The sequence below is a fragment of the Vallicoccus soli genome (genome assembly GCF_003594885.1).
Lineage (GTDB): Bacteria > Actinomycetota > Actinomycetes > Motilibacterales > Motilibacteraceae > Vallicoccus > Vallicoccus soli.
Genome location: NZ_QZEZ01000001.1, coordinates 140,731 through 166,484, shown reverse-complemented (window position 1 = coordinate 166,484; position 25,754 = coordinate 140,731). Strand labels below are relative to the sequence as shown.

Genomic DNA, 25,754 nt, shown 5'->3' with positions numbered 1-25,754 from the left:
GCCCGCGCGGGCGCAGCGCCTGGGGGTGCCCCTCGTCAGCGGGTGCGCAGGCTCAGCGCCACCCCGCCGCGGCCGGCGAGGGCGCCCTCCTCGACCAGGGCGACCCACCCGCCGCGCTCGAGGACCAGCTCGATGAGCTCGTCCACCGCGTCCTCGAGGACGTCCGGGGAGGACGGGTCGTCGACCGGCAGGAGGACGTCGCCGTCGGGCCCGAGCCGGGCCGCGCGGGCGAGGGTGTCCTCGACCGCGAGCATCTCCGGGCGCTCGCGGCGGGCGGCGAACCAGCAGTCCTCCAGGCCGGACACGGCCCGGTGCTGGCCGGTGCGCCGCTCGAGCAGGGCGAGGGCCTCGGCTTGGCGCGAGTGCAGGTACGCGTCGAGCACCGGTCGCACGAGCCGCGCCAGCTCCGGCAGCGGGGCCCCGGGGCGCGCGCCCGTGACGGCCCCGGCCACCCGGGTGGCGCGCGTCGTGAGGCGCAAGGCGGCGACGAGCCGCTCGGGCCCGACGAGCACGAGGGGCGCCGGGTGCAGCCGCAGGTACGCCACGAGCACCCGGTCGACCGCCCTGAGGAACGCCGCGGTGGCGGCGTCGGCGGGGCGCCGCCCGCCGCGGTCGCCGCGCCCGTCCGCCCGCCCGTCGCGCGGGGCCGGCAGGACGTCACGGGCGCGCAGCGGGAAGCCGCTGCGCACGGCGGGCTGCAGCGTCCCCCCGACGCCGTCGAACAGCCGGGCCTCGTCGGCGCTGAGGACCAGCACCACGTGCCGGGGCGTGCGGTGCAGGGCGCGCACGAGGTCGCGGGTGGCGAAGCTGCGGTCCACGACCGCGCGGTCGGCCACGGGGACGGGGAGGTGCACGACCTGGCCGATCCGGGCCGAGGCGAACACCGCCACCGCGGCGTCGACGGGTCCCGCGACCGCCTCCGGCACGAGCTGCCCGAGGCGGTCGAGGACCGCGTCGGCGTCGTCGCGGCCCTCCGCGGCGACCCGGCGCACGGCCTGCGCGGCGAGCGCGCGCAGGCGGGCGGCGTCCGCCGGCGCCATGCGCTGCCCCGGCGTCGTGCTGCAGAGCAGGGACACGCAGGGCCGCCCGCGCACCGCCTGCAGGGCGGAGACCTGGGCCGGCGAGGGGACGCGCGGGCGGCGGGCCCGACCGGCGGGGCGCACGGGGGTCGAGGGGCCCGCCGCCGGCGCGGCGGGCTCGTCCGGCGGGCCGGTCACGGCGCTGGTCACGGGGCTGGTCACGGGGCTGGTCACGGGGCTCCTCCGACGGTCGTACGGGTGCGGCGGCGCAGGACGGGCTCGAGGGCGGCGGTCTCCTCCGGCGAGGCCACGCGGAACGGCGGGTCGGCCGGCGCCGGGGGCGCCTGGCGGCCCTGGCCGCGGGTGGCCCGCAGGCTGGCGACGACGGAGACGGTGAGGATGGCCGTGACGACGGCCAGCGAGAGCGTGGTGGGGACGTAGACCAGGTCGACCTTGAGGAGCATCTTCACGCCGACCCAGAGCAGGACGAGGGCGAGCCCGGTCTTGAGGTAGACGAAGCGGTGGATGAGGTCGGCGAGCAGGAAGTACATGGCGCGCAGGCCCAGCACCGCGAACGCGTTGGCCGTGAAGACGAGGAACGGCTCCTCGGTGACGGCGAAGATGGCCGGGATCGAGTCGACGGCGAAGACGACGTCGCTGACCTCGATGACGACGAGCACCGCGAGCAGCGGCGTCGCGAGGAGGCGACCGTCGATCCGTACGAGGAAGCGCTGTCCGTGGTAGGCGTCGGTCATCGGCACCCAGCGCCGGAACAGGCGCAGCGCGCGCGAGCGCTCGGGGTCGAGGTGCTGGTCGCGCTGGCGCAGCATCCGCCAGCCCGTCCACAGCAGCAGCGCGGCGAAGAGGTAGAGCACCCACGAGAAGCTCGCGATGAGGACGCTGCCGGCGGCGATGAAGGCGCCGCGGAAGACCAGCGCCCCGAGGACGCCGAGGAAGAGCACGCGGTGCTGGAGCTCGCGCGGGACGCCGAACCAGGTGAGCACGACCGCCCACACGAAGACGTTGTCGACGGCGAGCGACTTCTCGACGAGGTAGCCGGCGAAGTACTGCTGGCCGGCCTCGGCGCCCCAGGCGCGCCAGACGACGACGCCGAAGGCGACGCCGGTGGCCACCCAGACCGCCGACCAGGCCGCCGCCTCGCCGACGCCGATGGCGTGCGCGCGCCGGTGGGCCACGAGGTCGACGGCGAGCATGCCGAGGATGAGGGCGAGGACGGCGAGCCACGCCCAGAGGGGTACGTCCAACGAGGGCCTCCCGATCCGCAGGGACCGGAGGTCTCCCCCGACCCCCTGCCGGGGGTCCGCAGCGCCGGGCCTGGCGGCCGGAGTGACGACGCTGCGCTGCGGGGGTACTCCCCTCCAACGACACGACCAGTGAAACGCAGTTCGTCGTTCTGCGCAACCCCGGTGCCGCGGGTCGCTAGCCTCGGCCCGTGGCCGCCGACTGGACCTTCCTGTCCAACCACGGGCACGTGCTCGTGGCCCTCTCCCGCGACCCGCACGCGCGGGTGCGCGAGGTCGCCGAGCGGGTGGGCATCACCGAGCGGGCGGTGCAGCTCATCGTGCGCGACCTCGAGGAGGCCGGGTACGTCGAGCGCGAGCGCGTCGGGCGGCGCAACACGTACCGCGTCGCGACCGGGCTGCCGTTCCGGCACCCGCTCGAGGCGCACGTGCAGGTGAGCGCCTTCCTCGACCTGGTCGCCCCGCCCCGGAGCTGATCAGCGCGGCAGCAGCTGCAGCGCCCAGCGCCCGGAGGGCCCGCCCCCGGGGCCGCCGAGCGCCTCGACGACGACCTCGACCCGCCCGCCCGGGGCGACGCGCGGGGCCACCAGCTCCAGCGTCGTCGTCCCGGTGACCGGCGGCTGCGGCACGCCGTCGAGGAGCACCCGCCACCCCCGCTCGACCACGTCGGGGTCGACCGCCACGAGCAGCCAGTCCCCGGCCCGCACCGGCAGGCCCGGCACGTCCGAGGGGCGGTCCACGCAGGGCCCCGCCGGCCCCCAGCACCAGGCGGCGGCCGTGGTCCGCACCGACCCGGCGTCCGCGGCGAGCGTGACCGCCGGCACGGGGCGCTCGCACCCGGCGAGCACGGGGGCCGCCACGACGGCGGCCAGGGCCCCCAGCGACCGCTTCATGCGAACCACAGTACGTCTTTCCGGTGCCGGGCGGAGGCCCCGCGCGTACGCTGCCGCCGTGCCCGCACCCGCCTCACCCGCCGCCCCCGACGCCGCGCCGCCCGACCCCCGGCTGCCCCCCGTCGTCGACGCGGACTGGCTGCACGCGCACCGCGGGGAGGTCGTGCTCGCCGACGTGCGCTGGTACCTCGACGGCCGGTCGGGGCGGACGGCCTACCGGGAGGGGCACCTGCCCGGCGCGGTGCACGTCGACCTCGACCGCGTGCTCGCGGCCCCGCCCAGTGCGGACGGGGGCCGGCACCCGCTGCCGGACCCGGCGGCGTTCGCCGAGGGGCTCGGCGCGCTCGGCGTGGGCGACGGGCAGGCCGTGGTGGCGTACGACGACGCCGGCGGCACGGTCGCCGCGCGGCTCGTGTGGCTGCTGCGCGCCCTGGGCGAGCCGGCCGCCCTGCTCGACGGCGGGCTCGCGGCCGGAAGCGCCGAGGCCGGCGCGCTCGAGACCGCCGACGTCCGCCTCCCGCCGGCCCCGCGCACCCCGCGCCCGTGGCCCGGGGCGCTGCTCGCGGACGCCGACGACGCCGCCGACCCGGCGCACGTCGTCCTCGACGCGCGGGACGCCGCGCGCTACCGCGGCGAGGTGGAGCCGGTGGACCCGCGGCCCGGGCACGTCCCCGGGGCCGTGAGCCTCCCCGCGCGCGGCGCGCTCGGCCCCGACGGGCGCTTCCTGCCGCCGGCGGCGCTGCGGGAGCGCTTCGCCGCCGCGGGGGCGGACGGCGGCCGGCCCGTCGTGGCGTACTGCGGGTCCGGCGTCACCGCCTGCCACGTGCTGCTCGCGATGGAGCACGCCGGGCTCGGCCGCGGCCGCCTCTACCCGGGCTCCTGGTCGGCCTGGAGCGCGAGCGGGCGCCCCGCGGCGACCGGCGCCTGAGGCTGCTGGGGCGGGCCGTCCCAGACCAGGTCGTCGCCGACCACGCGCGCCCCGGCCGCCGGGCGGTGCGGGGCGAGCCGCCCGTCCGGCATGAGGTGGTCGACGGGCCGCCCGCGCGCCAGCACGGCGACGTCCGCGACGAGCCGGCGGTGGCACCGCCACCACACCGCCTCGCTGCAGAGCACCGCGGTGCGCCGGCCCGCCGCGCCGTCGAGCAGGGCGTCGAGCGCGGCCCGGAACCCCGGGGTGCGGGTGTGCGCCGCGTAGGCGCGGAACGAGGCGACCTGCCACCAGGCGTCGGGCGAGGGGTCGCCGGGGGCGAGCCGGCGCCGCCCGCCCAGCGCCTCCTCCCACCGGTACGCCACCCCGCCCCGCTCCAGCTCCGCGGCGAGCGCCGGTCCGGCGACGTCCGGGTGGCGGCGGCTGCCCGGGAAGCGGCGCACGTCGACGAGCTCCTCGACGCCCGCGCCGGCGAGGAGCGCCAGGAGGTCGGGGGCGGGCAGGGTGCCGTGCCCGACCGTGAGCAGGGACGGCGCGCTCAGCCCCGGCGCGCCTTCGCCGTGGCGCGGGCGTTCGCCTTCTGGATCGCCTCGACGAGGTCGTCCTTGGTCATCCGGCTCGTGTGCTCCACGCCCACCTTCTCCGCCACCTCGAGCAGGTGCGCCTTGCTCGCCGCCGCGTCGACGCCCTGCGCGCTCTCCCGCGGGGCGTCGCGCGACTCCGGCGCGCTCTTCGCCGCCTGAGGGTCGGACGGCCCGTTCTCGTCCTTCGGCTCCCAGTGGTCGCCGACCTTCTCGTGCGTGTGCTTCAGCGAGGCGAAGGCGGTCCGCCGGGCGCGCTCGCCCGGCCCGTACGACTCCTCCGCCGACTCGAGCGTCTTGGCGAACGTGCGCACGGCCTTGTCGTCGGACCGCGCCACGGTCGAGGGCACCTCGTCGCGCAGCTCCTCGGCCTCCTCGTGCGGCTTGCTGCCGGCCATCACGGCCCCCTTCCTCCCGGTGCGCCCCCGCGGGCCCGAGGTCGCTGCCGGTCCGCTACCCGCCCCGGCGACGGGCACGCCCCCGCCCGCACCGCCCGCGGCACCCGCCGCGCCTGACGGTCCGCTGACGATGCCGGCCGCGGGCTTGCCCGGGCGCCCGCCGGCTGGTCGGGTGGAGGCGTCCGTCAGGCCGCGGGAGGGGGACCCGATGAACGTCGCCGTCCACGACCGGGGACCGGTCGCCGTCACCGTCGAGCTCGACGGGGAGCTGGACCTCGCCCGGGTGCCCGAGCTCGAGCGGGTGCTGGAGCGGGTCCGGCCGGTCCCGCCGGTGCTCGTCGTCGACCTGTCCGACGTCACCTCCGCCGACGCGGCCGGCGCCGGCTTCCTCGGGCTCCTCGCGGGCGAGGCCGAGGCGCGGGGCACCTGCCTGCGCGTCTGGGGGGCGCGCCCCCCGGTGGCCCGCGTCCTGCGGCTCCTCGGGCTCGGCGGGCTCCTCGTCGGCGCGGCGCCCTGAGCCCGGCCCGTGCCGCGCGCCGTGACCGGTCGCGTCGGGAGTGGCCAGGGCGCGGACGAGGCCGGCGCCGGAAGGGCCGGCCCGTACCCGGGGAGGTCCCGTGCTGGAGAGGGTGCGCCGGCTGGCCCGGCGCTTCTGGGTGCTCCCGCTGGTGTGCACGGCGTCCGCGGCGCTGCTGGGCCTCGCGCTGGCCCGGCTCGACCGCTCGCTCGACACCTCGCTGACGCTGCCGTTCCTCTTCGCCGGCGGGCCGGAGGGTGCCCGCGCCGTCCTGTCGGCCGTCATCTCGTCGATGATCTCGTTCACGGGCCTCGTCTTCTCGATCACGGTCGTCGTCCTGCAGCTCACGAGCAGCCAGTTCTCGCCCCGGGTGCTGCGCAGCTTCCTGGACGACCGCTCCAACCAGCTCGCGCTCGGCGTCTTCGTGGCGACCTTCACGTACGCCCTCGTCGTGCTCCGCTCGGTCCGGGGGACCGCGCAGGTCGACCCGTTCGTCCCCCAGCTCGCCGTCACGACCGCGTTCGCCTTCGTCCTCGCGAGCGTGCTCGTCTTCCTCGGCTACATCCACCACATCGCGCAGTCCATCCGGGCCGCCACCATCGTCGAGCGCATCGGCGACGAGACCCGCGCGCTGCTGGAGCGCGTGCACCCGGCCGACGCCGACCCCGCAGCGGGCCTGCCGCTGCCCCCGTGGCCGGGGCGCACGGTGGCGGCAGCGGCGCCGGGGGTGGTGCAGGAGGTCGACGACGCCGGGCTCGCCCGCCTCGCCGGCGGCTGCGGGGCTACGGTCGTCCTGCGGCGCGCCGTCGGCGAGTTCGTGCCGGCGGGGGCGCCGCTGCTCGACGTCCACGGCGCCGACGAGGACGCGCTGCCCGCCGCGCGGCTGCGGGCGGGCGTCCTGCTCGGCAAGGAGCGCAGCCTGCAGCAGGACGTGGGCTTCGGCCTGCGCCAGCTCGTCGACATCGCCGAGCGGGCGCTGTCGCCGGGCGTCAACGACCCCACCACCGCGGTGCAGGTCGTCGACCAGCTGCACGACCTCCTGCGCCGCCTGGTCAGCCGGCACCTGCGGCCGCGCCAGCGGTGCACGCGGGACGGCGCGCTCGCGGTCCACGTGCCCGGTCCGGCCCTCGCCGACCACCTGGCCCTGGCCACCGAGGAGATCGCCCACTGGGGCTCGGACTCCCCCCGCGTCCTGCGGCGGCTGGACGTCATGCTCGCGGACCTGCGGGAGGCCGCCCTGCCCGAGCACCGGGACGCCGTGGACGCGGCGGTGGCCGCGCGGCGGAGCGCGGCGCAGGACGCGCCGGCCCCGGGGCCCGGCGACCCGTCGGACACCTGGCTGCGCTGACCGGCCCCGGCGCACCGCCGGGGCGGCGGCTCAGCGCACGAGCGGGCCGTCGGCGACGGCCCAGGCGAGGCCGGCCGCGACCCCCAGCGCCACGCTCGCCACCGCCGCCACGGCGGCGGCCGCCGCGGCCCGCGGCCGCGGGACGAAGGCACCGCGGTCCGCGCGCTCCGGCGGCTCCCCCGCCCGGTACGCCGGGACGAACCACCGCAGGTGGTAGCCGAGGCTGAGCAGCGTGGTGACGACCACGACGACCGCGAGCCAGGGCTCGCCGCCGTCCCACGCCGCGGTCGCCGTCGTGAGCTTCCCCGCGAACACCGCCGTCGGCGGCGTCCCGAGCAGACCCAGCAGGGCGACGAGCAGCGCCGCGGCCAGCCCAGGGCGCGCGCCGGCGAGGCCCCGGTACGCGGCGAGGTCCCGCCGCGCGGGCAGCGCTGCGACGACCGCGAAGGCGGCGAGGTTCGTGACGGCGTACGCGGCGAGGTAGAGCAGCAGCGACGGGACGGCGAGGTCCGAGCGGCCGACCACGGCGACCGGGACGAGCAGGTAGCCGACCTGGGCGACGGTCGACCAGCCCAGCAGCCGGCGCGGGTCGGTCTGCCCGAGCGCCGCGAGGTTCCCCAGCACCATCCCGGCCGCGGCGAGGAGGCCGACGAGGAGGCGTACGCCGGCCACGGGCGCCAGCACGTCGACGAGCCGGAGCACGGCCACGAGGGCGCCCACCTTCGGCACGGTGGTGGCGAAGGCCGCGGCCGCGACCCCCGCGCCCTGCGCGGCGTCGGGCACCCAGAAGTGGCCCGGCACGCCGCCGGCCTTGAACATGAGGCCACCCACGACGGCGACCGCGCCCAGCGCGACCGCCGCGTCCGGCGCACCGGGCAAGCGCTCGCCGAGGAGGGCGTACGAGGTGGTGCCGGTCGCGCCGTAGAGGACGGTGACCCCGAGGAGCATGGTGATGCCGAAGAGGGCACCGAGCAGGTACGTCTTCAGCGCGGCCTCCGCCGCCGCGGGCGTGCGGGCGAGTCCGACCAGCGCGTAGAGCGGGATGCTCGCGAGGAGGAAGCCGACGGCGAGGACGAGCAGGTCGTCGGCGCCGGCGACCACGACCGCCCCGAGCGCGGAGAGCAGGAGCAGGCAGTACGCCTCGCTCTCCTGCCGGTCCCCCGCCAGCTCGTCGACCCCCAGGCCCAGCACGAGGAGCGTCGCGAGGGCCACGACGAGACGGGCCGCTCCCGTGGCGGTGTCGACGGCGTACGTCCCCTCGAACACCGTCCGCGCGGGGCCGGCGAGGGCGACAGCCGACGCCACCGACGACGCGAGGAGCGCGGCGGCCGCGACGAGGCGGGCGACCCACTGCCGCTCCCGCGGCAGGAAGGAGCCGGCCAGGAGGGCGGCGAGCGCCCCGCCGAGGAGCAGCGCCTCGGGCAGCAGGGCGAGCGGCTCCACGCCTACCGCCCGACGAGGCCGACCACGGCCCCGGCGGCGGGCTCCACGACGTCGAGCAGCGGGCGCGGCACGATGCCGAGGACGAGGGCCAGGAGCAGCAGCGGGGCGACCGACCACACCTCGGAGGGGCGCAGGTCGCGGAAGCCCGCCGAGCGCCCGCGCACCTCGCCGACGAGCAGGCGCTGCAGGGCCCGCAGGAACAGCGCGGCGGTCACGAGGATCCCGAGCAGGGCGACCGCGGTCCAGGGCACCGTGGCGACGCTGCCCGCGAACACCTGGAACTCCGCGATGAAGCCGCTGAAGCCGGGCAGCCCGAGCGAGGCGAAGGCCCCCACCGACAGCAGCACGGCGAAGCGCGGCGCGACCGTGCCGAGGCCCCCGTACGCGTCGAGGTCGTAGGTGCCCGCCCGGTCGTGCAGCGTGCCGGCCAGCAGGAAGAGGGCGCCGGTGATGAGGCCGTGGCTCACCATCTGCACGACCGCCCCCGTCACGGCCACCTCGCGGGCCTCGGCGTCCGAGCCCGCGACGACGCCCGCGGCGCCGACGGCCAGGACGACGTAGCCCATGTGGTTCACGGACGTGTAGGCGACCATGCGCTTGAGGTCGGTCTGCGCGAGCGCGACGAGGGCGCCGTGCAGGACCGAGACGACCCCCACGGCCACGACGACCCACGCCCAGTCGCGCCAGGCGGCCGGGAGCATCGGCATCGCGATGCGCACGAAGCCGTACGTGCCCATCTTGAGCAGCACGCCCGCCAGCACGGCCGACCCCACCGCCGGCGCGTCGGTGTGGGCGGGCGGCAGCCAGGTGTGGAAGGGGAACGTGGGCGTCTTGACCGCCAGGCCGACGAGCAGTGCCGCGAGCACGAGGCCGCCCACCAGGGGCTCGTCCTGCAGCGGGGGGTCCTGCGCCAGCGCGACCATGTCGAAGGTGCGCGGCTCGGACGCGGCGTAGAGGCCGATGAACCCGAGCAGCAGGGCGAGCGAGCCCAGGAACGTGTAGAGGAAGAACTTCAGCGCCGAGCGGGCGGCGTCGCCGTGGCCCCAGCCGGCGATGAGGAAGTCCATCCCGACGATCGACAGGTCGAAGAACACGAAGAACAGGACGAGGTCCTGGGCCGCGAAGACCCCGAGGCAGGTCGCCTGGAGGAACAGCATGAGCGCCGCCTGCACGCGGGGCCGGCGCTCCTCGCGCAGCGCGTGCACCGCGCACGCGGCGAACACCACGCAGGTCAGCGCGAGCAGCGGCAGGCTCAGCCCGTCGACGCCGACGTGGTAGCTGCTGCCCACGCCCGGGATCCACGGCACCTGCTCCTCGTGCGCCAGCCGCCGGGGGCCGGGGTCCTCGTAGCCGAGCCAGAGCGCCGCCACGAGGGCCACCTCGACGCCGCTGACGGCGACCCAGCCCCGGCGCGCGGCCCGGTCGGGCAGCGCGGGGGCCGCGGCGAGCACCGCCGCGGCGACGAGGGGCAGGACGACGAGGACGCTGAGCACGCTCACCTCACGAGGACGAGGAGGAGGACACCGGCCGCGAGCACCGCGGCGGCCTGGGCGTAGTACTCGTGCAGGAGGCCGGTCTGCGGGCGGCGGGCGAGCCGCCCGGCCCGCCGCGCGCCCCCGGCGGTCGCCTCGACGGCCCGGTCCACGCCCCCGGTGTCCGCCCGCGCGGCCGCGGCCCCGAGCAGCAGGCCGCCCCGGGACGCGGCCCGGACGGCGCCGTCCACCCGGCGGTCGTCCAGGCCCGCGAGCGCCCGCGCGGCCGCGAGCGCCGCGCCCGCGCCGCCGTGCACCGCCCGGTCGAGCACGCGGTCGTCGAACCGCGCCAGCCCCTCGGCGAGGGCCAGCACGGGGCGCACGGCGACGGCCCGGGTGGCCCGCTCGAGCCCCAGCCAGTCGAGCGCCCAGCGCGGCTCCGGGGAGCCCCACCGCGCCACCGCGGCGACGGCGGCCAGCGCCAGCACCGCGGACAGGGCCAGCTCGGCGGCGCCGGCGGCGGGCGTCGACCCGCCCAGGGCGCGGCGCAGCGCGTCCCCGGCCGGCGGCAGCGCGAGCGCGCCGAGCAGCGCCGCCCCCAGCGCGAGCACGACCAGCGGCGCCTGCTCCAGGCGGCCGACGTGGCGCGTCCCGGGGCGCTCGTCGTCCCAGCCGTCCTCGACGCCGTCGGGAGCGGGCCGCCACACGACGAGCAGGACCTTGCCCGCGTACGCCGCCGAGAGGGCCGCGGCGGCCAGGCCGACGGCGTACAGGGCGGGCGCCTCCTCCCGGGCGGCCGCGAGCACCGCGTCCTTCGTCGCCCAGAGCGCGAGCGGCGCGACCCCGGCGAGGGAGAGGGCGCCCACCGCCGCCGTCGCGCCGACGAGCACCCACCGGCGCCCCGCACCCCGCAGGGCCTCCAGGCGCCGCGTGCCCAGGGCGGAGAGCCAGGCGCCCGCCGCGAGGAACAGCAGCGCCTTGGTGGCCGCGTGGGCGACGAGGTGCGCCGCCCCGCCCGCCACCGCGCCGAGGCCCGCCGCGAGGACGACGAAGCCGAGCTGCGCCGCGGTGGACGCCGCGAGCAGCTGCTTGAGGTCCCGCTGGGCGAGCGCGACGACGCCGAGGAGCAGCGCCGTCGCGGCACCCGCCCACGCCGCCGCGGTCGCGGCCCAGCCCGTCGCCTCCAGCAGGGGCGCGGCCCTCAGCAGCAGGTAGCCGCCCATGGCGACCATCGCCGCCGAGTGCAGGAGGGCGCTCACCGGGCTCGGCCCCAGCATGGCCCGCGAGAGCCAGGCGGAGAACGGGAGCTGCGCCGCCTTGCCCAGCGCCGCGACGAGGACGCCCGCCGCCGCCAGGTCCTGCCAGGCCCCGTCGGCGGACGCGAGGTCGTCGAGGCGCAGCCCCGCGCCGCCCGCCAGCCCGGCCGCCGCCGCGGCGTAGAGGCCGAGGTCGGCCGTGCGGGTCGTGACGAACGCCGCCTCGCCGCCGGCGACGTGCGCCCGGTCGGACCAGGGGAAGCCGATGAGGGCGTACGAGGTCGCCCCCATCACCTCCCACGCCAGCAGGAGCGCGGGCAGGGTGGTCGCGGTCGCCGTGACGCCGACCGCGGCGGCGAAGAGCAGCACCAGGCCGTGGAACCGCGCCCGCGAGGCGTGCACGTCCCCCGCCGCGAAGACGAGCACGAGGAGCGTGACCACCGCCACCGCCGGCAGCACGAGGGCCGCGAGCGCGTCGACGGCGAGGGCGAACGGCGCCCCCGCGACGAACGGCACCGACAGCGACGGCCGCTGGACCGCGGCGACGCCGGCGAGCACGGCCGTGGCGGTCGCCGTCACCAGCGACACGGGCACGGCGACCCGCTCGGCCCGCGGCCCGGCGAGCGCCAGCGCCGCCCCCGCGACCGCCGGCAGCAGGACGAGGCCCCAGAGCGGGAGAGCGCTCACCGCCGCAGGTCCGCGGCCATGTCGGTCATGTCCGTGCCGCGGGAGCGGTGCAGCAGCGTGGCCACGGCGAACCCCATGGCCATCTCCACGGTCATGGCGGCGACGACGACGAGGAGCAGCACCTGCCCGGTCGGGTCGGGCGCGAGGAACCACCACACCGCCCCCGCGGCGAGGATGACGCCGTTGAGCATGAGCTCGAGGCCCATCATCACCATGACGACGACCTGCTGCGACAGCGCGCCGTAGAGGCCCACGGCGACGAGCGCGGCGGCCACGACGAGCACGGCCTCGAGGGTCACCGGCCCACCCCGCCCGGCTGGGGGTCGTCCGCGGGGCGCCGGCGCAGGTCGTCGCCGAGCCGGTCGTAGCGCCCGCGCGGCACGGCGAGCGCCACGCCGGCCACGATCGTCGCGACCATCACCGGGCTGACGACGAGCATCACGAGCATCGTCGACTCCATGAGCGCGGTGCCGAGCGCGGCGACCGTGTCGGGGGCGGGGGCGCCGCGGCGCTCGGGCCAGGGCACGAGCAGCGCCCCGGCGGCGAGGACGACGAAGGTCCCGGCGGCGAGCACGGCCGCGCGCCGGCCCGAGTGCACCATGCTCATCGGCATGAGGGCCGGGTTCATCCCCATGAGCATGACCATGTAGACGCCCATGACGGCCATCTCCATGACCATCATGAGGACGACGACGAGCCCGACGTAGTCGAGCCCGACGAGGAGCAGCGCCGCGCCGACGGCGACGAACGAGACCGCGAGCGCGTACGTCGCCCGGGCCATCGAGTCGACGCGGAAGACGGCGACGCCGGCGGCGACCGCCACGACGGCGAGCCCCCAGAACGCGACGCCCACGGCGGCGCCCAGGTCGGTCGGCACGCTCAGCCCCTCCCCACGACGACGACGGCGACGACGAGCAGCTGCAGCAGCACGGCGGGCAGGAGCACCAGCCAGCCCGCCTCGAGGAAGCGGTCGGGGCGCACCGCCGGGACGCGGCGGCGCAGGACGACGAGGGCGGCGAGCAGCAGCCCTGCCTTGAGCAGGACCCAGGCCCAGCCCGGGAGCAGCGGCCCCGCGCCGCCGCCGAGGAAGAGCGGCACCGCGAACGCCGCCCCCGCGGCGAGCAGGGCGTACCGACCGGCCTGCAGCAGGAGCCGGTCGGCGCCGGAGGCCTCGGTGAGGACGCCCCCCGCGAGGTCGAGGCCGGCCGGCGGCGCGAAGGGCCCCTGCACGCTGAAGGCGACGACGCCGGCGCAGTACACCGCGAAGGCGACCGGCATCCACACCACGTGCCACAGCCCGTCCTGGGCCGCGGCCACGTCGGCGACCCGGAGGCTGCCCGCGGCGACCGCCGGGGCCGTGAGGGCGAACATGAGCGGGAGCTCGTACGCGAGGGCCTGGGCGAGGAAGCGGTAGCCGCCGACGAGGGCCAGGGCGGAGTCCCCGCCCCAGCCGGCCAGCCAGACGAGCGCCCAGACGAGGACGTCCATCGCGTTGAACCACACGACGCCGGCGGGGAGGTCGGCGAGGGCGTGCCCGCCCAGCGGGACGACCGCGACCATGAGCAGGGCGGCGACGACGAGGCCGCCGCCACCGGCCCGCTGCAGCAGCCCGTCCGCCGCCACGGTCGTGCGCCGGCGCTGGCGCAGCAGCGCGGCCGTGCGCGCCACGGGGGCGCGCAGCCCCACCCGTGCCGGGACCCCCTCGGCGCACGCCGCGAGGACGCCGTCGAGGCACGCGGCCCCGAGCGCCAGCGCGCCCAGCAGCACGGCCGCCAGCAGCGCCCACGGCGCCGCGGCCGTCTCCACCGCCGCCTCAGCCACGGGCCACCCGCCGCTCCGGTACGGGCTCCGGGTCCAGGCTCGCGACGACGAGGCGCGCGGCGGCGAGGTCGAGCCCGGCGACGAGCGCCGGGAGGGCCGCGACGACGGCAGCGTCGGCCGCAGCGGCGTCGGCAGCAGCGGCGGAGTCGGGGTCCCCCTCGCCCGTATACCGCGGGTCGCCCGCGGCCGCGTCGAGCAGCGCGAGCAGGCGGTCGTGCACGTCGCCGCCGAGCCGGCCGGGCAGGCCGTGCTCGGCGAGCGCCGCCCCGTCGAGCCGGCCCAGGCCCCGCAGCTGCCAGCGCAGGGCCCGGGAGCGGGCGACGCGCCGCCGCAGGCCCTCCAGGACGTGCCCGGCGCGCGCGTCGTCCCCGTCGAGCAGCGCGTCGCGCGCCCGCCGGGCTGCGGCGGCGGCGTCGTCCCAGCCGGCCAGGGCGAGCAGCCGCGCCGCGCCGTCGGCGGCCCGGGAAGCGGCGCTGCCGCCGCCCGGGCCGCTCCCCGCGAGCACCTCGACCTCCGCCGACGCCACGACGTCCCCGTGCAGCGCGCAGCGCAGCACGAGCCCCGCGGGCCACGCCGGCAGGACGGGCCCCAGCGGCACCTGCAGGACGTCCATCTCCAGCCCGTCCCGGTCCTCGTCGCCGCCGGCGAGCGGCACCCCGGCGGGCGCCATGCCCATGTCGCTCATGTCCCCGTCGTCCCCGTGCCCCCCGTCGTCGCCCTCCTCGCCGCCGGCGCCCGGGCCGGCGCCGCGCGCGTCCGCGTCGCGCCGCTGCTCGGCCCGGTCGGCGAGGTGCCCCGCGGCGCGCTCGAGCGCGGGGGCGGCGTCCTGCGGCACGAGCACCCCCACCCGGGCCCGGGGCCCCGGCAGCTGGTCCCAGACCCGGTCGACCGCCTCCTGCAGCCGCTGCTGCGGCGCGCCGCAGACGACGAGCACCCCGGCCTGCGCCGGCGACGAGGCCAGCCCCCAGCCGCGGCCCAGGGCCGCGCGCTCCACGGCGGCGCGGACGACCCGGGCCCCGGGCGCCTCGGCGACGAGCACGCGCGTGCCGCCGAGGGCGAGGCGGTCCAGGCTCAGACCCACCGCAGCGCCCCCTCGCGCCAGGCCCACACCACGGGGACGAACAGGACGCCGAGGAAGAGGAACATCTCGACGACGGCGGACGCGCCGACCTCCGCGACCACCACGGCCCACGGGTACATGAAGAGCATCTCCACGTCGAAGGCCAGGAAGACGAGCGTCGCGGGGTACCAGCGCACGTGGAAGCGGGACAGCGCGTGCTGCTCCGGCTCCCAGCCGGACAGGAACGGCAGCGCCTCGACGGCGTCCGGGCGCAGCGCGGTGGCACGGTGCACGAGGTAGAGCCCGCCGACCCCGGCCAGCGCCACGAGGAGGAGGCCGAGGGCACCCGCGTACTCGCCCATCGCGCACCTCCGCTCCCTCCCGGCCGACCCCGCACGCCGCTACCCCGCTGGGCGCGGTGCGAACGCTCAGCCGGCCGCCGGGTCCTCGATGAGCACCTGGAGGGTCGCGGGCAGCTCGCCGGCCTCGCGCAGCACGAGCGTGAGCTGGACCTGCTCGCCCTCGGGCAGCTCCCGCTGCACGTCGCGGAGCACCAGCGTCGGGCCGCCGGGACGCAGGTCGACCGGCTCGCCCGGCGGCAGCGGGAGCGAGCCGACGACCGCGCCGGACGGGTCGACGAGGTCGACGCCCGCCGCCGCCGGCGAGGAGGCGGACAGCACGGCGTCGCGGGCCGCGGCCTCGTTGAGCAGCCGGCCCTGCACCGCCACGTCGCTGCCCTCCGCCCACGCCCGCGCGCCGTCCGGCGGCTCCTGCAGGTACGCCCCGCGCAGCAGCACCCCCCGGTCGTCGTCGACCTCGGCCACGTCGGGCGTGGTCGAGGCGCTCTCCTGCTCCTGCCCCCAGGTCCCCGCGCCGCAGCCCGCGACGGCCAGGGCGGCGAGCGCCCCCGTCGCGGCGCGCAGCGCCGTGCGTCGTCCACCGGTCATGGAGCCCCGGTGCCCGGCCGGGCCGGGCGCGTCACGGCCCGGGCTGAGGTCGTCAGGCGACCGCAAGGCAGCGGCGTCGGTCCGGGGCGGCAGGCGGTCCGGCTCCCTCCCCGGGGGCACGGCGAGCGCCACGGCGTGGAGCGGCCCCTCGGCGGGTAGCCCGGCACCCTGCGCTGCGCCTGCCCGGGCGCGGCAGGACGCAGGACGCAGGAGGCACGGATGCGGCACGTGGGCCGGCGGGTCCCCCGGGGCGAGGACCCGGACCTCGTGGCAGGCCCGGCGGGGGCGGTCGCGGACCTCGGCGTGCGCAGCGCCGGCGACGTCCTGCCGGCCGCTCGCTCGGCCACCTGCTGCCGTTCGCGGCGGGCCCTCCGCCAGCGCGACCCGGTGGCGCGGTGAGCGCGGCCGAGGTCGTCGTCGTGGGGCAGGTCGCCCGCGACCTGGTGGTGCGCGCGTCGCGCCTGCCCGGCCCCGACGGGTCGGCGCCGGCCCGACGGGAGTGGGAGGGCCTCGGCGGCAAGGGCGCGAACCAGGCCGTGGCGTGCCGCCGGCTCGGCGCCTCCGCCGCGCTCGTCGGCGTGGTCGGCGACGACGACGCCGGCGCGCGGGCGCTGCGCACGGCGGGCCGGGACGGCGTGGACGTGTCGGGCGTCGTGGTGCGCCCCGCAGCCGCCACCGCGCTGCTGCTCGACGTCGTCGAGGAGGACGGCACCCGCCGGCTGCTGGAGGACGCGCCGGACGAGGTGCTCGTACGACCCGAGGACGTCAGGGCGTCGGCGGGTGCGCTCGCCGCCGCGCGGTGGGTCCTGCTCCAGCTGCAGACCCCCGCGGACGCCGCGTACGCCGCCCTCGAGGCCCTCGGCCCCGCCGCTCCGGGCGCTCCGTGCCTGCTGGCCGACGGCGCGCCGGGGGACGACGGCCTGCGCGAGGCGCTGCTGCGCCGGGCGGACGTGCTGCGCGCCGACGCGCACGAGGCCGAGCTTCTCGTGGGGCGCGAGCTGCCCGACGTCGGGGCCGTCGAGGAAGCCGCCCGCGAGCTCGTCGCCGCCGGCCCGCGGGTCGTGGCCCTTGGCGCGGGGCCCGAGGGCAACGTCGTGGCGTGGGAACGCGGTTGCCTGCGCATCCCCCTGCTCGACGTGGACGTCGTCGACAAGACCGGCGGCGGGGACTCGTACGTCGCCGCCCTCGCCGTCGCCCTGCTCAGGGGCGACCCGGTGGAGGACGCGGCCTGGCGGGCCTCGGCCGCCGCCTCGCTCGCGGTGTCCGTCGCGGGCGGGCGGCCCCGCTACGACGCGGCGGCGGTCACGGACCTCGTCCGCGACCGCCGCCGGTGACCCTCCGCCTCAGCGCTCCGCCGCTGCCGCCGTCGCCGCGGTGACGAGGCCGTACGCGAGGTGCGGGACGACGTCAGACACCCAGGACGAGGCGCTCCACGTCCGGGGGTCCGAGACGCCGAGCACGGCCATGGGTCCGTTGGTGCCCACCATCGCGGCAGCCGCCGTGGCCAGCCCGCCGACGAGCACGGAGGGGCGCCAGCCCAGGTCGCGCACGGCGCCGTACAGCACGCCCACGCCGACGCCGCTGGCGATGCCGAGCAGCGGACCCAGCCCCGAGACCCGGGCGTCCTGCTGCTCCCCCTCACCCGGGACCCGCACGTGCGCCCTGTCCGCCAGCCTCTCCACGGACTGCTCCGGCGTCGAGCTGGCGGGTCGCCCGCGGAGCGCCATGTCGACGTAGGTCACCGCGTCGAGCGCCGTCGTGCCGGCCGCCCCGGCGGCCGCCCCGACGAGCAGCGCCCTCACGACGTGCTCAGGACCGTCTTGATCCAGCCCTCCTCGCGGCGGTCGAAGGTCTCGTACGCCTCGATCGCGTTCGTGACCCCCTCGTGCTGCGTCATCACGGTGGCCGGGTCGACGACACCGCTCGCGACGAGCCGCAGCAGGTCGGGGATGTAGCGCCGGTGCGGGCAGTTGCCGGTGCGGATCGTCAGGTTCTTCATGAACGCCTGGCCGAACGGGTAGGTCGCGTAGGTCTGCGGGTAGACGCCGATGACCCCGATCGTCCCCGCCTTGGCGATCCCCTGCACGGCCCACAGCGCCGCCTGCGAGGGCCCGTCGCCCGGCTCCCACTGCTCGCCCCGCTGCCCGCTGTCCGGCGCGACCTGGGCGCGCTCCTGCTCCGCCTGCTCGGCGGGCTCGGCGCCCTCGGCGGCGGGGCCGGTCTTCGGGCGCTCGCTGTCGACGCCGACCGCGTCGATGACCCGGTCCGGGCCGCTGCCGCCGGTGATCTCCTGCAGGACCTGCACGGGGTCCTCGGCGTTGTAGTCCACGGCCTCGCCACCGAGCCGCCGCGCCGCCTCGAGCCGGCTCGGCACCCCGTCGACGACGATGACCCGCCCGGCGCCCTGCAGCAGCGCGGACACGACCGCGAACTGCCCGACGGGACCGGCCCCGAGCACCGCCACGGTGTCCCCCTGGCCGACCTCCGCGAGCCGCCCGCCGAACCAGGCGGTGGGGAAGATGTCCGACACCATGATCGCCTGCTCGTCGGTGACGCCCTCGGGCACCGGGACCGCGCCCACGTTGGCGAACGGCACGCGCACGTACTCCGCCTGCATGCCGTCGAACGGCCCGGTCGGCCCCGGGCCGCCGAAGAACGCGGTGCCCGCGTTGCGCCCGTTGGGGTTGGCGTTGTCGCACTGCGAGTACGTCCCCGAGCGGCAGTACGAGCAGTAGCCGCACCCGACGGTCGAGCCGATGACGACCCGGGTGCCCTTCGGCAGGTTCCGGACCCCGGGCCCGGTCTCCTCGACCACGCCGACGGCCTCGTGCCCGAGGACCGTGCCGGGCTCCATCCCGGCCATGGTGCCGCGGACCATGTGCAGGTCGGTGCCGCAGATCGCCGACGTCGTGATCCGCACGACCGCGTCGTTCGGCTCCTGGATGGTCGGGTCGCTCACGTCGTCGAGCCTGATGTCGCCGGGCCCGTGCCACACGACGGCCTTCATGGTGCCTCCCGTTGCTGGTCGGTCGCTCCGGCACCGGCTACCCGTCACCCCGGCCCGCAACCTCGCGCGTCGGTCCCGTCGTCGGTGCGCAGCCGCTCCGGGCGGTGCGCCCCAAGCGCGATCGCGGTGTTGACCAGCTCGACGTGGCTGAAGGCCTGCGGGGTGTTCCCCAGCTGGCGGCCGAGGTGCGGGTCCCACATCTCGCTGAGCAGCCCGACGTCGTTGCAGAGTCCCAGGAGGCGCTCGAAGAGCGCGACCGCCTCGTCCTCCTCGCCGATGAGCGCCAGGGCGTCCGCCAGCCAGAAGCTGCAGGCGAGGAAAGCGCCTTCCGTACCGGGGAGGCCGTCGACGCTGCCGTGCTCGCCCTCGGGGTCGGCGTCGGGGCGGTAGCGCACCACGAAGCCGTCCTCGCACAGCTCGCGCTGCACCGCGCGCACCGTGGACCGCACCCGGGGGTCCTCCGGCGGCAGGAAGCCCAGGCGCGGCAGCAGCAGCAGCGCCGCGTCGAGCCCGCGGGAGCCGTAGTACTGCGTGAAGGTCCCGCGCTCCGCGTCCCAGCCCTGCTCGCACACCTGCGCGTGCACCGCGTCGCGCTCGGCCCGCCACCGGTCCAGCGGCGCGTCCAGGCCCCCCTCCTCGGCGGTCCTGACCATCCGGTCGAAGCCCACCCAGGCCATGACCTTCGAGTGCACGAAGTGGCGCTCCGGGCCGCGCACCTCCCACAGCGAGCGGTCGGGGCGCCGCCACACCGTCGCGAGGTGCTCGGTGATCGCCACCTGCAGGTCCCACGCGTCGTCGTTGGCGCTCAGGCCGGCCGAGCGGGCGGCGTGCAGGCCGTCGAGGACCTCGCCGTAGACGTCGAGCTGGAACTGGTCGACCGCGGCGTTGCCCACGCGGACGGGCGACGAGCCCTCGTACCCGGCCAGCCACGGCAGCTCGTGCTCGGGCAGCCGGCGGCGGCCGTCGAGGCCGTACATGATCTGCACGTCGGCCGGGTCGCCCGCGGCGGCCCGCAGCAGCCAGCGCCGCCAGGCCTTGGCCTCGTCGACGAAGCCCGCGCCGGCGAGGGCCTGCAGCGTGAACGCGGCGTCACGCAGCCAGCAGAAGCGGTAGTCCCAGTTGCGGACCCCGCCGAGCGCCTCCGGGAGCGACGTGGTGACCGCGGCGACGACGCCGCCGGTCGGGGCGTAGGTGAGCGCCTTGAGGACGACCAGGCTGCGGCGCACGGCGGCCTCGTACGGTCCCGCGTAGGTCGAGCCCCGCAGCCAGTGCCGCCAGAAGCGCAGCGTCTCCTGCAGCGCGTGCTCCGGGTCGACCGGGTGGGGCGCCTTGCGGTACGACTCGTGCCAGGTCAGCACGAACGGGACCCGCTCGCCGGCCCGCACCCGGAACCGCGACGACGTCGTCCGGTCGTCGCGCCCCTCGAGCCGCACCGGCGTGTCGAGCCACAGCGCGTCGGGTCCCGCCACGGCCGACCAGCGGCCCTTGGGGTGGCGCACCCACGGGACGACGCTGCCGTAGTCGAACCGGACCACGAGGTCGCTCTCGACCTCGACCTCGCCCTCCACCCCCTCGACGATGCGCACCAGGTCGGGCGCCTCCCCGCGCGGCGGCATGAGGTCGAGCACCCGCACGGTGCCCGTCGGGGTCTCCCAGGTCTGCTCGAGCACCAGCGACTCCCCGACGTAGCGCCGGCTCGTGCAGTCCCCCGCCCCCGCCGGAGCGACGCGCCACCGCCCGGCCTGCCGGTCGCCCAGCAGGGCCGCGAAGCAGGCCCCCGAGTCGAACGAGGGCAGGCAGAGCCAGTCGACGGAGCCGTCGCGCCCCACGAGCGCGGCGGTCTGCAGGTCGCCGACGACGGCGTAGTCCTCGATCCGGGAGCCCATGCCCCGACCCTGCCCCACCGGCCGCCGCCGGACACGGCCGGTGGTGCACCACCGTCGGGACCGTCAGGCGACCGACAGGTGCGCCGCGGGTCCCGCGGGGTAGTCGTCGCGACGGTCCGGCGCCCGGACCGACGGGACGGGGTACGAGGAGGACCGGTGACCGACCGCATCGCCGACGTCTGGGGCACGCGCACCCCGCACGGCCGGGACGAGCCGTGGCCCGTGCGCATCGACACCCACCTCGACCCCGGGTCCGGCGAGCCGGACCGCTGGGTCCAGTCGGCGTGCGTGCTCTGCAGCAACGGCTGCGCGTGCGACATCGCCGTCAAGGACGGGCGGATGGTCGGCGTCCGCGGCCGGGCGGTGGACGTCGTCAACCGGGGCCGGCTCGGGCCCAAGGGGCTGTACGGCTCCTGGCAGTGGGACCGCAGCGACCGCCTGACCCGGCCCCTGGTGCGCGACGGCTCCGGGGAGCTCGTCGAGACCGACTGGGACACGGCGATGGGCCGGGTCGTCGCGGAGTCCCAGCGCCTGCTGGCCACCGAGGCGGGGGCGCTGACCCACGGCTTCTACACCAGCGGGCAGCTGTTCCTCGAGGAGTACTACGCCCTCGGCGTCATCGGCAAGGCCGGCCTCGGAACCCCGCACATGGACGGCAACACGCGCCTGTGCACGGCGACGGCCGCCGCCGCCATGAAGGAGAGCTTCGGCTCGGACGGCCAGCCGGGCAGCTACACCGACATCGAGGCGACCGACGCGATCTTCCTCTACGGGCACAACATGGCCGAGACGCAGACGGTCCTGTGGATGCGCGTGCTCGACCGCATCGAGGGGGTGGACCCGCCGGTGGTCGTCGCCGTCGACCCCCGCACCACCAAGGTCGCGGAGGCCGCCGTCGCCACCGGCGGCGTGCACCTCGCCCCCCTCCCGGGCACGAACCAGGCCCTCATGAACGGGCTCGTCCGGGAGGTGCTCCACCGCGGCTGGGTCGACGAGGAGTACGTCGCCGCGCACACGCTGGGCCTCGACGAGCTCGCGCGGGAGGTCGAGCCGTACACCCCGGAGCACGTGGCCGAGGTCTGCGGGGTCCCCGCCGCCGACGTCCGGCGCGCCGCCGAGGTCTTCGGCACCAGCGGGCGCGTGCTCTCGACCGTGCTGCAGGGCTTCTACCAGTCGAACCAGGCGACGGCGGCGGCCTGCCAGGTGAACAACCTGCACCTGCTGCGCGGCCTGCTCGGCCGCCCGGGCTGCGGCGTCCTGCAGATGAACGGCCAGCCCACGGCGCAGAACACCCGGGAGTGCGGCGCCGACGGCGACCTCCCCGGGTTCCGGAACTGGGACAACGCCGAGCACATCCAGGAGCTGGCGGACCTGTGGAACGTCGACCCGCTCGTCATCCCGCACTGGTCCCCGCCGACCCACGCGATGCAGATCTGGCGCTACTGCGAGCAGGGGTCGATCCGCTTCCTCTGGATCTCCGCGACCAACCCCGCGGTGAGCCTGCCCGAGCTGGCCAGGGTCCGGCGGATCCTCCAGCGGGAGGGCCTGTTCGTGGTCGTGCAGGACGGCTTCCTCACCGAGACGGCCCGCTTCGCCGACGTCGTCCTGCCGGCCGCACTCTGGGGCGAGAAGCAGGGGACGTTCACCAACGTGAACCGGACCGTCCACCTGTCGGACAAGGCCGTCGAGCCGCCCGGCGAGGCGCGCAGCGACCTCGACATCTTCCTCGACTACGCCCGGCGCATGGGCTTCCGCGACAAGGACGGGGCGCCGCTCGTCACCTGGACCTCCCCGGAGGAGGTGTTCGAGGCCTGGAGGGAGTGCACGCGCGGGCGCCCCTGCGACTACACCGGCCTGTCCTACGACCGCCTGCGCGGCGGCAGCGGCATCCCGTGGCCAGCCCCGGCGGAGCGCCCGGAGGGCACCGACCGGCTCTACGCCGACGGCGTCTTCCCCACGGCGCCGGACGTCTGCGAGTCGTACGGGCACGACCTGCTCACCGGCGGGGCGATCGGGGAGCAGACCTACCGCGCGAAGCGCCCCGACGGCCGCGCCTTCCTCAAGGGCGCACCGTACGTCCCGCCGCCGGAGTCGCCGTCCGAGGAGTTCCCCTTCGCCCTGACCACGGGCCGGACGGTCTACCACTTCCACACCCGCACCAAGACCGGGCGGTCCCGGCAGCTGCGCCGCGCGGCGCCGGGCGCGTGGGTCGAGCTCTCCGTGGGCGACGCGCAGCGGCTCGGCGTCGAGGAGGGCGACGTCGTGCGGGTCGCCTCGCCCCGCGGGTCCGTGGAGGCACCGGCACGGGTCGGCAGGGGGCGCGACGGCGTGGCCTTCGTGCCGTTCCACTTCGGCTACTGGGACCTCCCGGGCGACGGGTCATCGCCCGGCGGCGGGCCGGGCCGCGCGGCCAACGAGATGACCCTCACCGAGTGGGACCCGGTGTCGAAGCAGCCGCTCTTCAAGGTGGGTGCCGTGAGCATCACGCGCGTCCGGCCCGGCACCGGCGCCTCGCCCGCCCCGACGACGACGGCCTCCGCCCCGGCGCGGCCCGACGGCGTGCCGCGGACGGTCGGCGGGCCGGACGCCCGGGTCGACGAGGACGTCCGGACCGGGAGGGGCTGACGTGCACCTCGCGACGTACCTCGGCCTGCAGCACGGCGCCTCGCAGGCGCTCGCCGCCTCCTTCCGGCAGGTCGCCGACGGGCACGCGGCCGAGCCCGACGTCCACGTCCTCTGCCACCACCTCGCCCAGTGGTGCGACGGTCACGTCGAGCGCCTGCGGACAGCCGTCGAGCGCTACGGCGAGCAGCGTGAGGAGGAGCCCGAGCGGCTGCACGCGCAAGCCCTGTCCGAGACCCGCTCCGGCGGCGTGGGGCTGCTGCGCGACCTGCAGGACCTCTACCTCCTCGCGAGCCTGGTGGACATCACCTGGACCGTCCTGGGCCAGGCGGCGCAGGGCGTGCGCGACCGCGAGCTGCTCCAGCTCGTCGCGGAGTGCGAGCAGGAGACGACGCAGCAGCTGCGGTGGCTCAACACCCGCATCAAGCAGGCCGCGCCGCAGGCGCTCCTCGCCGGCGGCGGCTCGACGTGAGCGGCGGTCTGCTGGGGGCGGCGCAGGAGCGGGCCGGGCGGGTCGGCGGCGGCGCGTACGCCTTCCTCCTCTGCCTCGCGGTCCTGGCGGCGGCCGGGCTCGCCGCGCTGCTCCTGCGCCAGCCGCTGCTCTTCCCGAGCCTCGGCCCGACCGTGATGCTGTTCTTCGAGACGCCGCGGCAGCGCTCGGCCGCGCCGCGCAACACGCTCCTCGGGCACGGCGTGGCGCTGCTGGCCGGTGCGGCCTGCCTCGTCGCCTTCGGCCTCGCGGACCACCCGCCGGTGGTGCAGGAGGGCGTGACCGCGGCCCGTACGGGCGCGGCCGCGCTCTCCGTCGCCCTCACGGCCCTCGTGCTCAAGCTCCTCGACGCCCCGCACCCGCCGGCCGGGGCGACGACGCTCATCGTCAGCCTGGGCATCCTCACCTCGGCCGCGGAGCTCGTCGCGATGGGCGGCGCCGTCGTGCTCGTCACCGTGCTCGGCGTGGCGCTGAACCGCCTGCTCGGCACGCCGCAGCCCCTGTGGGACGACCGCCGGGACGGTGCCCGCGGCAACGGGTCCACGCGGTCCACCAGCGCCGACCGGGGCGACTGACCCCGCCGTACCGGGGCAGCGTGACGAACGTCCCCCTGCCGACCGCGGGGACCCGTGCCAGGCTGGACGGGCACGGTCCCCCGTACGGAGGAAGGTCCGCACCCCATGGACGTGGTCGATCTCAGCCGGTTCCAGTTCGCGTCCACGAGCATCTTCCACTTCTTCTTCGTCTCGCTGACGGTCGGACTGGCCTTCCTCATCGCGGTCATGGAGACGTTCGCGTACTTCCGGCGCGGGCGGAGCACGGTCTACGACCGGATGAGCTCCTTCTTCGGGCACCTGTTCCTCATCAACTTCGCCGTGGGCGTCGTGACGGGCATCGTGCAGGAGTTCCAGTTCGGCATGAACTGGAGCGAGTACTCGGAGTTCGTCGGCAACATCTTCGGCGTGCCGCTGGCGCTCGAGGTGCTCATGGCGTTCTTCCTCGAGAGCACGTTCATCGGCCTGTGGTGGTTCGGCAAGGACCGGCTCAAGCCGTGGATGCGCCTCGGCGCGATCTGGCTCGTCGCCATCGGCACCCAGATCAGCATGTTCTGGATCGTGCTCGCCAACGCCTGGATGCACCACCCCGTCGGGTACGAGGTGGTGGGCGACCGCGCGCTGCTCACCGACTTCTCCGCCGTCGTCTTCAACCCCAAGGCGTGGCTCTACTCGCTGCACGTGCAGGGCAGCGCCTGGACCGTCGCCGGCTTCTTCGTCCTGGCCATCAGCGCCTACCACCTGCTGCGCAAGCACGACGTCGACGTCTTCTCCCGCGCGCTGCGCCTCGCGCTCGTCTTCGCGGCCGTCGGCACGGTCTTCTCGGCGGCCAGCGGGCACACCGCCGCGCAGTACGCCCGCGAGGACCAGCCGATGAAGTTCGCGGCGATGGAGGCCCAGTGGGAGGACTCGGGCTCCCCGGCCCCCTGGTCCGCCCTCGCCCTCATCGACGAGGAGCGCCGGGAGAACACCTGGAGCCTGGAGATCCCGTACGTCGGGTCGATCCTCGCCGAGAACAACCTCAGCGCGAGCTACCGCGGGCTGAACTCGCTCAACGAGGAGTACCAGGAGCTCTACGGCGAGGGCCGCGACTACATCCCGCCGGTCACCTGGGTCTACTGGTCGTTCCGCATCATGGTCGGCATCGGCGTCCTGCTCATGGGCGCGGCCTTCGCGGGCCTGTTCCTGTGGTGGCGCCGCCGCGGCGCCCTGGACGGCACCCGGTGGTACCTCCGCGCCCTCGTGCTCCTGCTGCCGCTGCCGTGGATCGCCAACTTCACGGGCTGGATGACGACCGAGATGGGCCGCCAGCCGTTCATGGTCTACGGCCTGCTCACCGTCGACGAGGGCGTCAGCGCCAACTCCGTGACCGAGGTGCTCACCGGGCTCGTCGGCCTGTGGGTGGTCTACCTCGGGCTCATCGGGCTCGACATCTACCTGCTCACCAAGACGGCGAAGGCGGGCACGCACAAGCCCGATGCCGAGATCCTTGCCGCGCCCGCCCCGGACTACGAGGGCACGGGGGTCGGCGGGCCCGTGGGCTACGACCGGGAGCGCTGAGCC

At 77.1% G+C, this 25,754-nt stretch carries 27 protein-coding genes; 10 read left to right on the top strand and 17 right to left on the bottom strand.

The features are described from left to right. Positions 1-35 precede the first annotated feature (35 nt). Entirely contained in the window at positions 36-1,253 is a 1,218-nt protein-coding gene (locus tag D5H78_RS00805; protein WP_119948529.1) for a baeRF3 domain-containing protein, read from the bottom strand. Then, complete coding sequence (locus D5H78_RS00800) at positions 1,250-2,284, bottom strand: TerC family protein (RefSeq protein ID WP_119948527.1); 1,035 nt, start codon at positions 2,282-2,284, stop codon at positions 1,250-1,252. Before D5H78_RS00800 ends, D5H78_RS00805 begins: the two co-directional genes overlap by 4 nt. A 188-nt stretch (positions 2,285-2,472) precedes the next feature. Between D5H78_RS00800 and D5H78_RS00795 the strand changes: the two genes are divergently transcribed. Then, entirely contained in the window at positions 2,473-2,757 is a 285-nt protein-coding gene (locus D5H78_RS00795) for a helix-turn-helix transcriptional regulator (protein WP_119948525.1), read from the top strand. On the opposite strand, the gene D5H78_RS00790 is transcribed toward D5H78_RS00795, so the two are convergent. Continuing rightward, positions 2,758-3,174 carry a hypothetical protein gene (locus D5H78_RS00790; RefSeq protein WP_119948523.1) on the bottom strand — a complete coding sequence of 139 codons (417 nt, stop codon included), beginning with the start codon at positions 3,172-3,174 and terminating at the stop codon, positions 2,758-2,760. 58 nt (positions 3,175-3,232) lie between these two features. Here D5H78_RS00790 and D5H78_RS00785 point away from each other — a divergent pair, with 58 nt between their 5' ends. Further along, on the top strand, positions 3,233-4,102 hold the full coding sequence (locus D5H78_RS00785) for a sulfurtransferase (protein ID WP_218566082.1): 870 nt from the start codon (positions 3,233-3,235) through the stop codon (positions 4,100-4,102). Here the strand turns inward: D5H78_RS00785 and D5H78_RS00780 are convergent. Both D5H78_RS00780 and D5H78_RS00775 read right to left on the bottom strand, forming a co-directional pair. Further along, positions 4,042-4,587 (bottom strand): DUF488 domain-containing protein, encoded by a 546-nt coding sequence (locus D5H78_RS00780; RefSeq protein ID WP_281268662.1) that lies wholly within the window; start codon positions 4,585-4,587, stop codon positions 4,042-4,044. The two genes, D5H78_RS00785 and D5H78_RS00780, sit on opposite strands and share 61 nt — an antisense overlap. Before the next feature lie 53 nt (positions 4,588-4,640). Beyond that, complete coding sequence (locus D5H78_RS00775) at positions 4,641-5,081, bottom strand: ChaB family protein (RefSeq protein WP_119949239.1); 441 nt, start codon at positions 5,079-5,081, stop codon at positions 4,641-4,643. Positions 5,082-5,289: 208 nt separating this feature from the next. Between D5H78_RS00775 and D5H78_RS00770 the strand changes: the two genes are divergently transcribed. Together D5H78_RS00770 and D5H78_RS00765 are read left to right on the top strand one after the other, a co-directional pair. Next, positions 5,290-5,598, top strand: a complete 309-nt coding sequence (locus D5H78_RS00770) for an STAS domain-containing protein (protein WP_165865541.1) — start codon at positions 5,290-5,292, stop codon at positions 5,596-5,598. Between the two features lie 100 nt (positions 5,599-5,698). Continuing rightward, positions 5,699-6,946 carry a DUF2254 domain-containing protein gene (locus tag D5H78_RS00765; RefSeq protein ID WP_165865540.1) on the top strand — a complete coding sequence of 416 codons (1,248 nt, stop codon included), beginning with the start codon at positions 5,699-5,701 and terminating at the stop codon, positions 6,944-6,946. Between the two features lie 30 nt (positions 6,947-6,976). Here the strand turns inward: D5H78_RS00765 and D5H78_RS00760 are convergent, their stop codons facing one another. The 9 genes from D5H78_RS00760 to D5H78_RS00720 form a co-directional block, all read right to left on the bottom strand. Continuing rightward, a complete protein-coding gene (locus D5H78_RS00760) occupies positions 6,977-8,389 on the bottom strand; it encodes an NADH-quinone oxidoreductase subunit N (RefSeq protein ID WP_119948517.1) in 1,413 nt (470 codons plus the stop codon). 2 nt (positions 8,390-8,391) lie between these two features. Then, complete coding sequence (locus D5H78_RS00755) at positions 8,392-9,882, bottom strand: complex I subunit 4 family protein (protein WP_119948515.1); 1,491 nt, start codon at positions 9,880-9,882, stop codon at positions 8,392-8,394. Positions 9,883-9,884: 2 nt separating this feature from the next. After that, positions 9,885-11,804: a proton-conducting transporter transmembrane domain-containing protein gene (locus tag D5H78_RS00750; RefSeq protein WP_119948514.1), complete on the bottom strand. Its 1,920-nt coding sequence runs from the start codon at positions 11,802-11,804 to the stop codon at positions 9,885-9,887. Continuing rightward, positions 11,801-12,103, bottom strand: a complete 303-nt coding sequence (locus D5H78_RS00745) for an NADH-quinone oxidoreductase subunit NuoK (RefSeq protein WP_119948512.1) — start codon at positions 12,101-12,103, stop codon at positions 11,801-11,803. The genes D5H78_RS00750 and D5H78_RS00745 overlap by 4 nt, the downstream gene beginning before the upstream one ends. Beyond that, complete coding sequence (locus D5H78_RS00740; protein WP_425472903.1) at positions 12,100-12,687, bottom strand: NADH-quinone oxidoreductase subunit J; 588 nt, start codon at positions 12,685-12,687, stop codon at positions 12,100-12,102. The genes D5H78_RS00745 and D5H78_RS00740 overlap by 4 nt, the downstream gene beginning before the upstream one ends. After that, the gene (locus D5H78_RS00735) at positions 12,684-13,625 is read right to left on the bottom strand and encodes an NADH-quinone oxidoreductase subunit H (RefSeq protein ID WP_119948511.1); all 942 of its coding nucleotides are present in this window, start codon (positions 13,623-13,625) and stop codon (positions 12,684-12,686) included. The genes D5H78_RS00740 and D5H78_RS00735 overlap by 4 nt, the downstream gene beginning before the upstream one ends. Continuing rightward, a complete protein-coding gene (locus D5H78_RS00730) occupies positions 13,618-14,706 on the bottom strand; it encodes a hypothetical protein (protein ID WP_119948509.1) in 1,089 nt (362 codons plus the stop codon). Before D5H78_RS00730 ends, D5H78_RS00735 begins: the two co-directional genes overlap by 8 nt. Beyond that, on the bottom strand, positions 14,697-15,047 hold the full coding sequence (locus D5H78_RS00725; RefSeq protein ID WP_119948507.1) for an NADH-quinone oxidoreductase subunit A: 351 nt from the start codon (positions 15,045-15,047) through the stop codon (positions 14,697-14,699). The genes D5H78_RS00730 and D5H78_RS00725 overlap by 10 nt, the downstream gene beginning before the upstream one ends. Before the next feature lie 66 nt (positions 15,048-15,113). Further along, entirely contained in the window at positions 15,114-15,632 is a 519-nt protein-coding gene (locus D5H78_RS00720; RefSeq protein WP_133411971.1) for a copper chaperone PCu(A)C domain-containing protein, read from the bottom strand. A gap of 219 nt (positions 15,633-15,851) precedes the next feature. Here D5H78_RS00720 and D5H78_RS00715 point away from each other — a divergent pair, with 219 nt between their 5' ends. Both D5H78_RS00715 and D5H78_RS00710 read left to right on the top strand, forming a co-directional pair. After that, complete coding sequence (locus D5H78_RS00715) at positions 15,852-16,031, top strand: hypothetical protein (protein ID WP_119948504.1); 180 nt, start codon at positions 15,852-15,854, stop codon at positions 16,029-16,031. Then, a complete protein-coding gene (locus D5H78_RS00710; RefSeq protein ID WP_119948502.1) occupies positions 16,028-16,966 on the top strand; it encodes a PfkB family carbohydrate kinase in 939 nt (312 codons plus the stop codon). Before D5H78_RS00715 ends, D5H78_RS00710 begins: the two co-directional genes overlap by 4 nt. Before the next feature lie 9 nt (positions 16,967-16,975). On the opposite strand, the gene D5H78_RS00705 is transcribed toward D5H78_RS00710, so the two are convergent. From D5H78_RS00705 to D5H78_RS00695, 3 genes are read right to left on the bottom strand one after another with little or no spacing between them, the layout of a single operon-like run. After that, positions 16,976-17,434 carry a hypothetical protein gene (locus tag D5H78_RS00705; RefSeq protein ID WP_218566079.1) on the bottom strand — a complete coding sequence of 153 codons (459 nt, stop codon included), beginning with the start codon at positions 17,432-17,434 and terminating at the stop codon, positions 16,976-16,978. Continuing rightward, positions 17,431-18,639, bottom strand: a complete 1,209-nt coding sequence (locus D5H78_RS00700; RefSeq protein WP_119948501.1) for a zinc-dependent alcohol dehydrogenase — start codon at positions 18,637-18,639, stop codon at positions 17,431-17,433. The genes D5H78_RS00705 and D5H78_RS00700 overlap by 4 nt, the downstream gene beginning before the upstream one ends. 44 nt (positions 18,640-18,683) lie before the next feature. After that, on the bottom strand, positions 18,684-20,525 hold the full coding sequence (locus tag D5H78_RS00695) for a glycoside hydrolase family 15 protein (RefSeq protein WP_119948499.1): 1,842 nt from the start codon (positions 20,523-20,525) through the stop codon (positions 18,684-18,686). A 156-nt stretch (positions 20,526-20,681) separates the two neighbouring features. Between D5H78_RS00695 and D5H78_RS00690 the strand changes: the two genes are divergently transcribed. The 4 genes from D5H78_RS00690 to D5H78_RS00675 all read left to right on the top strand — a co-directional run bounded on the left by D5H78_RS00690 (position 20,682) and on the right by D5H78_RS00675 (position 25,751). Beyond that, positions 20,682-23,150: a molybdopterin oxidoreductase family protein gene (locus tag D5H78_RS00690; RefSeq protein ID WP_119948497.1), complete on the top strand. Its 2,469-nt coding sequence runs from the start codon at positions 20,682-20,684 to the stop codon at positions 23,148-23,150. A gap of 1 nt (position 23,151) precedes the next feature. Next, complete coding sequence (locus D5H78_RS00685; RefSeq protein ID WP_119948496.1) at positions 23,152-23,619, top strand: hypothetical protein; 468 nt, start codon at positions 23,152-23,154, stop codon at positions 23,617-23,619. After that, positions 23,616-24,212, top strand: a complete 597-nt coding sequence (locus tag D5H78_RS00680) for an HPP family protein (protein WP_119948494.1) — start codon at positions 23,616-23,618, stop codon at positions 24,210-24,212. Before D5H78_RS00685 ends, D5H78_RS00680 begins: the two co-directional genes overlap by 4 nt. A gap of 105 nt (positions 24,213-24,317) precedes the next feature. After that, the gene (locus tag D5H78_RS00675; RefSeq protein ID WP_119948492.1) at positions 24,318-25,751 is read left to right on the top strand and encodes a cytochrome ubiquinol oxidase subunit I; all 1,434 of its coding nucleotides are present in this window, start codon (positions 24,318-24,320) and stop codon (positions 25,749-25,751) included. Positions 25,752-25,754: the final 3 nt, after the last annotated feature.

What these genes read in the sequence shown, in the direction of transcription:
- D5H78_RS00770 (WP_165865541.1), top strand. Translation starts at nt 5,290, where the DNA reads ATGAACGTCGCCGTCCACGACCGGGGACCGGTCGCCGTCACCGTCGAG.
- D5H78_RS00675 (WP_119948492.1), top strand. Translation starts at nt 24,318, where the DNA reads ATGGACGTGGTCGATCTCAGCCGGTTCCAGTTCGCGTCCACGAGCATC.
- D5H78_RS00775 (WP_119949239.1), bottom strand. Translation starts at nt 5,081, where the DNA reads ATGGCCGGCAGCAAGCCGCACGAGGAGGCCGAGGAGCTGCGCGACGAG.
- D5H78_RS00725 (WP_119948507.1), bottom strand. Translation starts at nt 15,047, where the DNA reads ATGGGCGAGTACGCGGGTGCCCTCGGCCTCCTCCTCGTGGCGCTGGCC.
- D5H78_RS00695 (WP_119948499.1), bottom strand. Translation starts at nt 20,525, where the DNA reads ATGGGCTCCCGGATCGAGGACTACGCCGTCGTCGGCGACCTGCAGACC.
- D5H78_RS00720 (WP_133411971.1), bottom strand. Translation starts at nt 15,632, where the DNA reads ATGACCGGTGGACGACGCACGGCGCTGCGCGCCGCGACGGGGGCGCTC.
- D5H78_RS00700 (WP_119948501.1), bottom strand. Translation starts at nt 18,639, where the DNA reads ATGAAGGCCGTCGTGTGGCACGGGCCCGGCGACATCAGGCTCGACGAC.
- D5H78_RS00715 (WP_119948504.1), top strand. Translation starts at nt 15,852, where the DNA reads ATGCGGCACGTGGGCCGGCGGGTCCCCCGGGGCGAGGACCCGGACCTC.
- D5H78_RS00790 (WP_119948523.1), bottom strand. Translation starts at nt 3,174, where the DNA reads ATGAAGCGGTCGCTGGGGGCCCTGGCCGCCGTCGTGGCGGCCCCCGTG.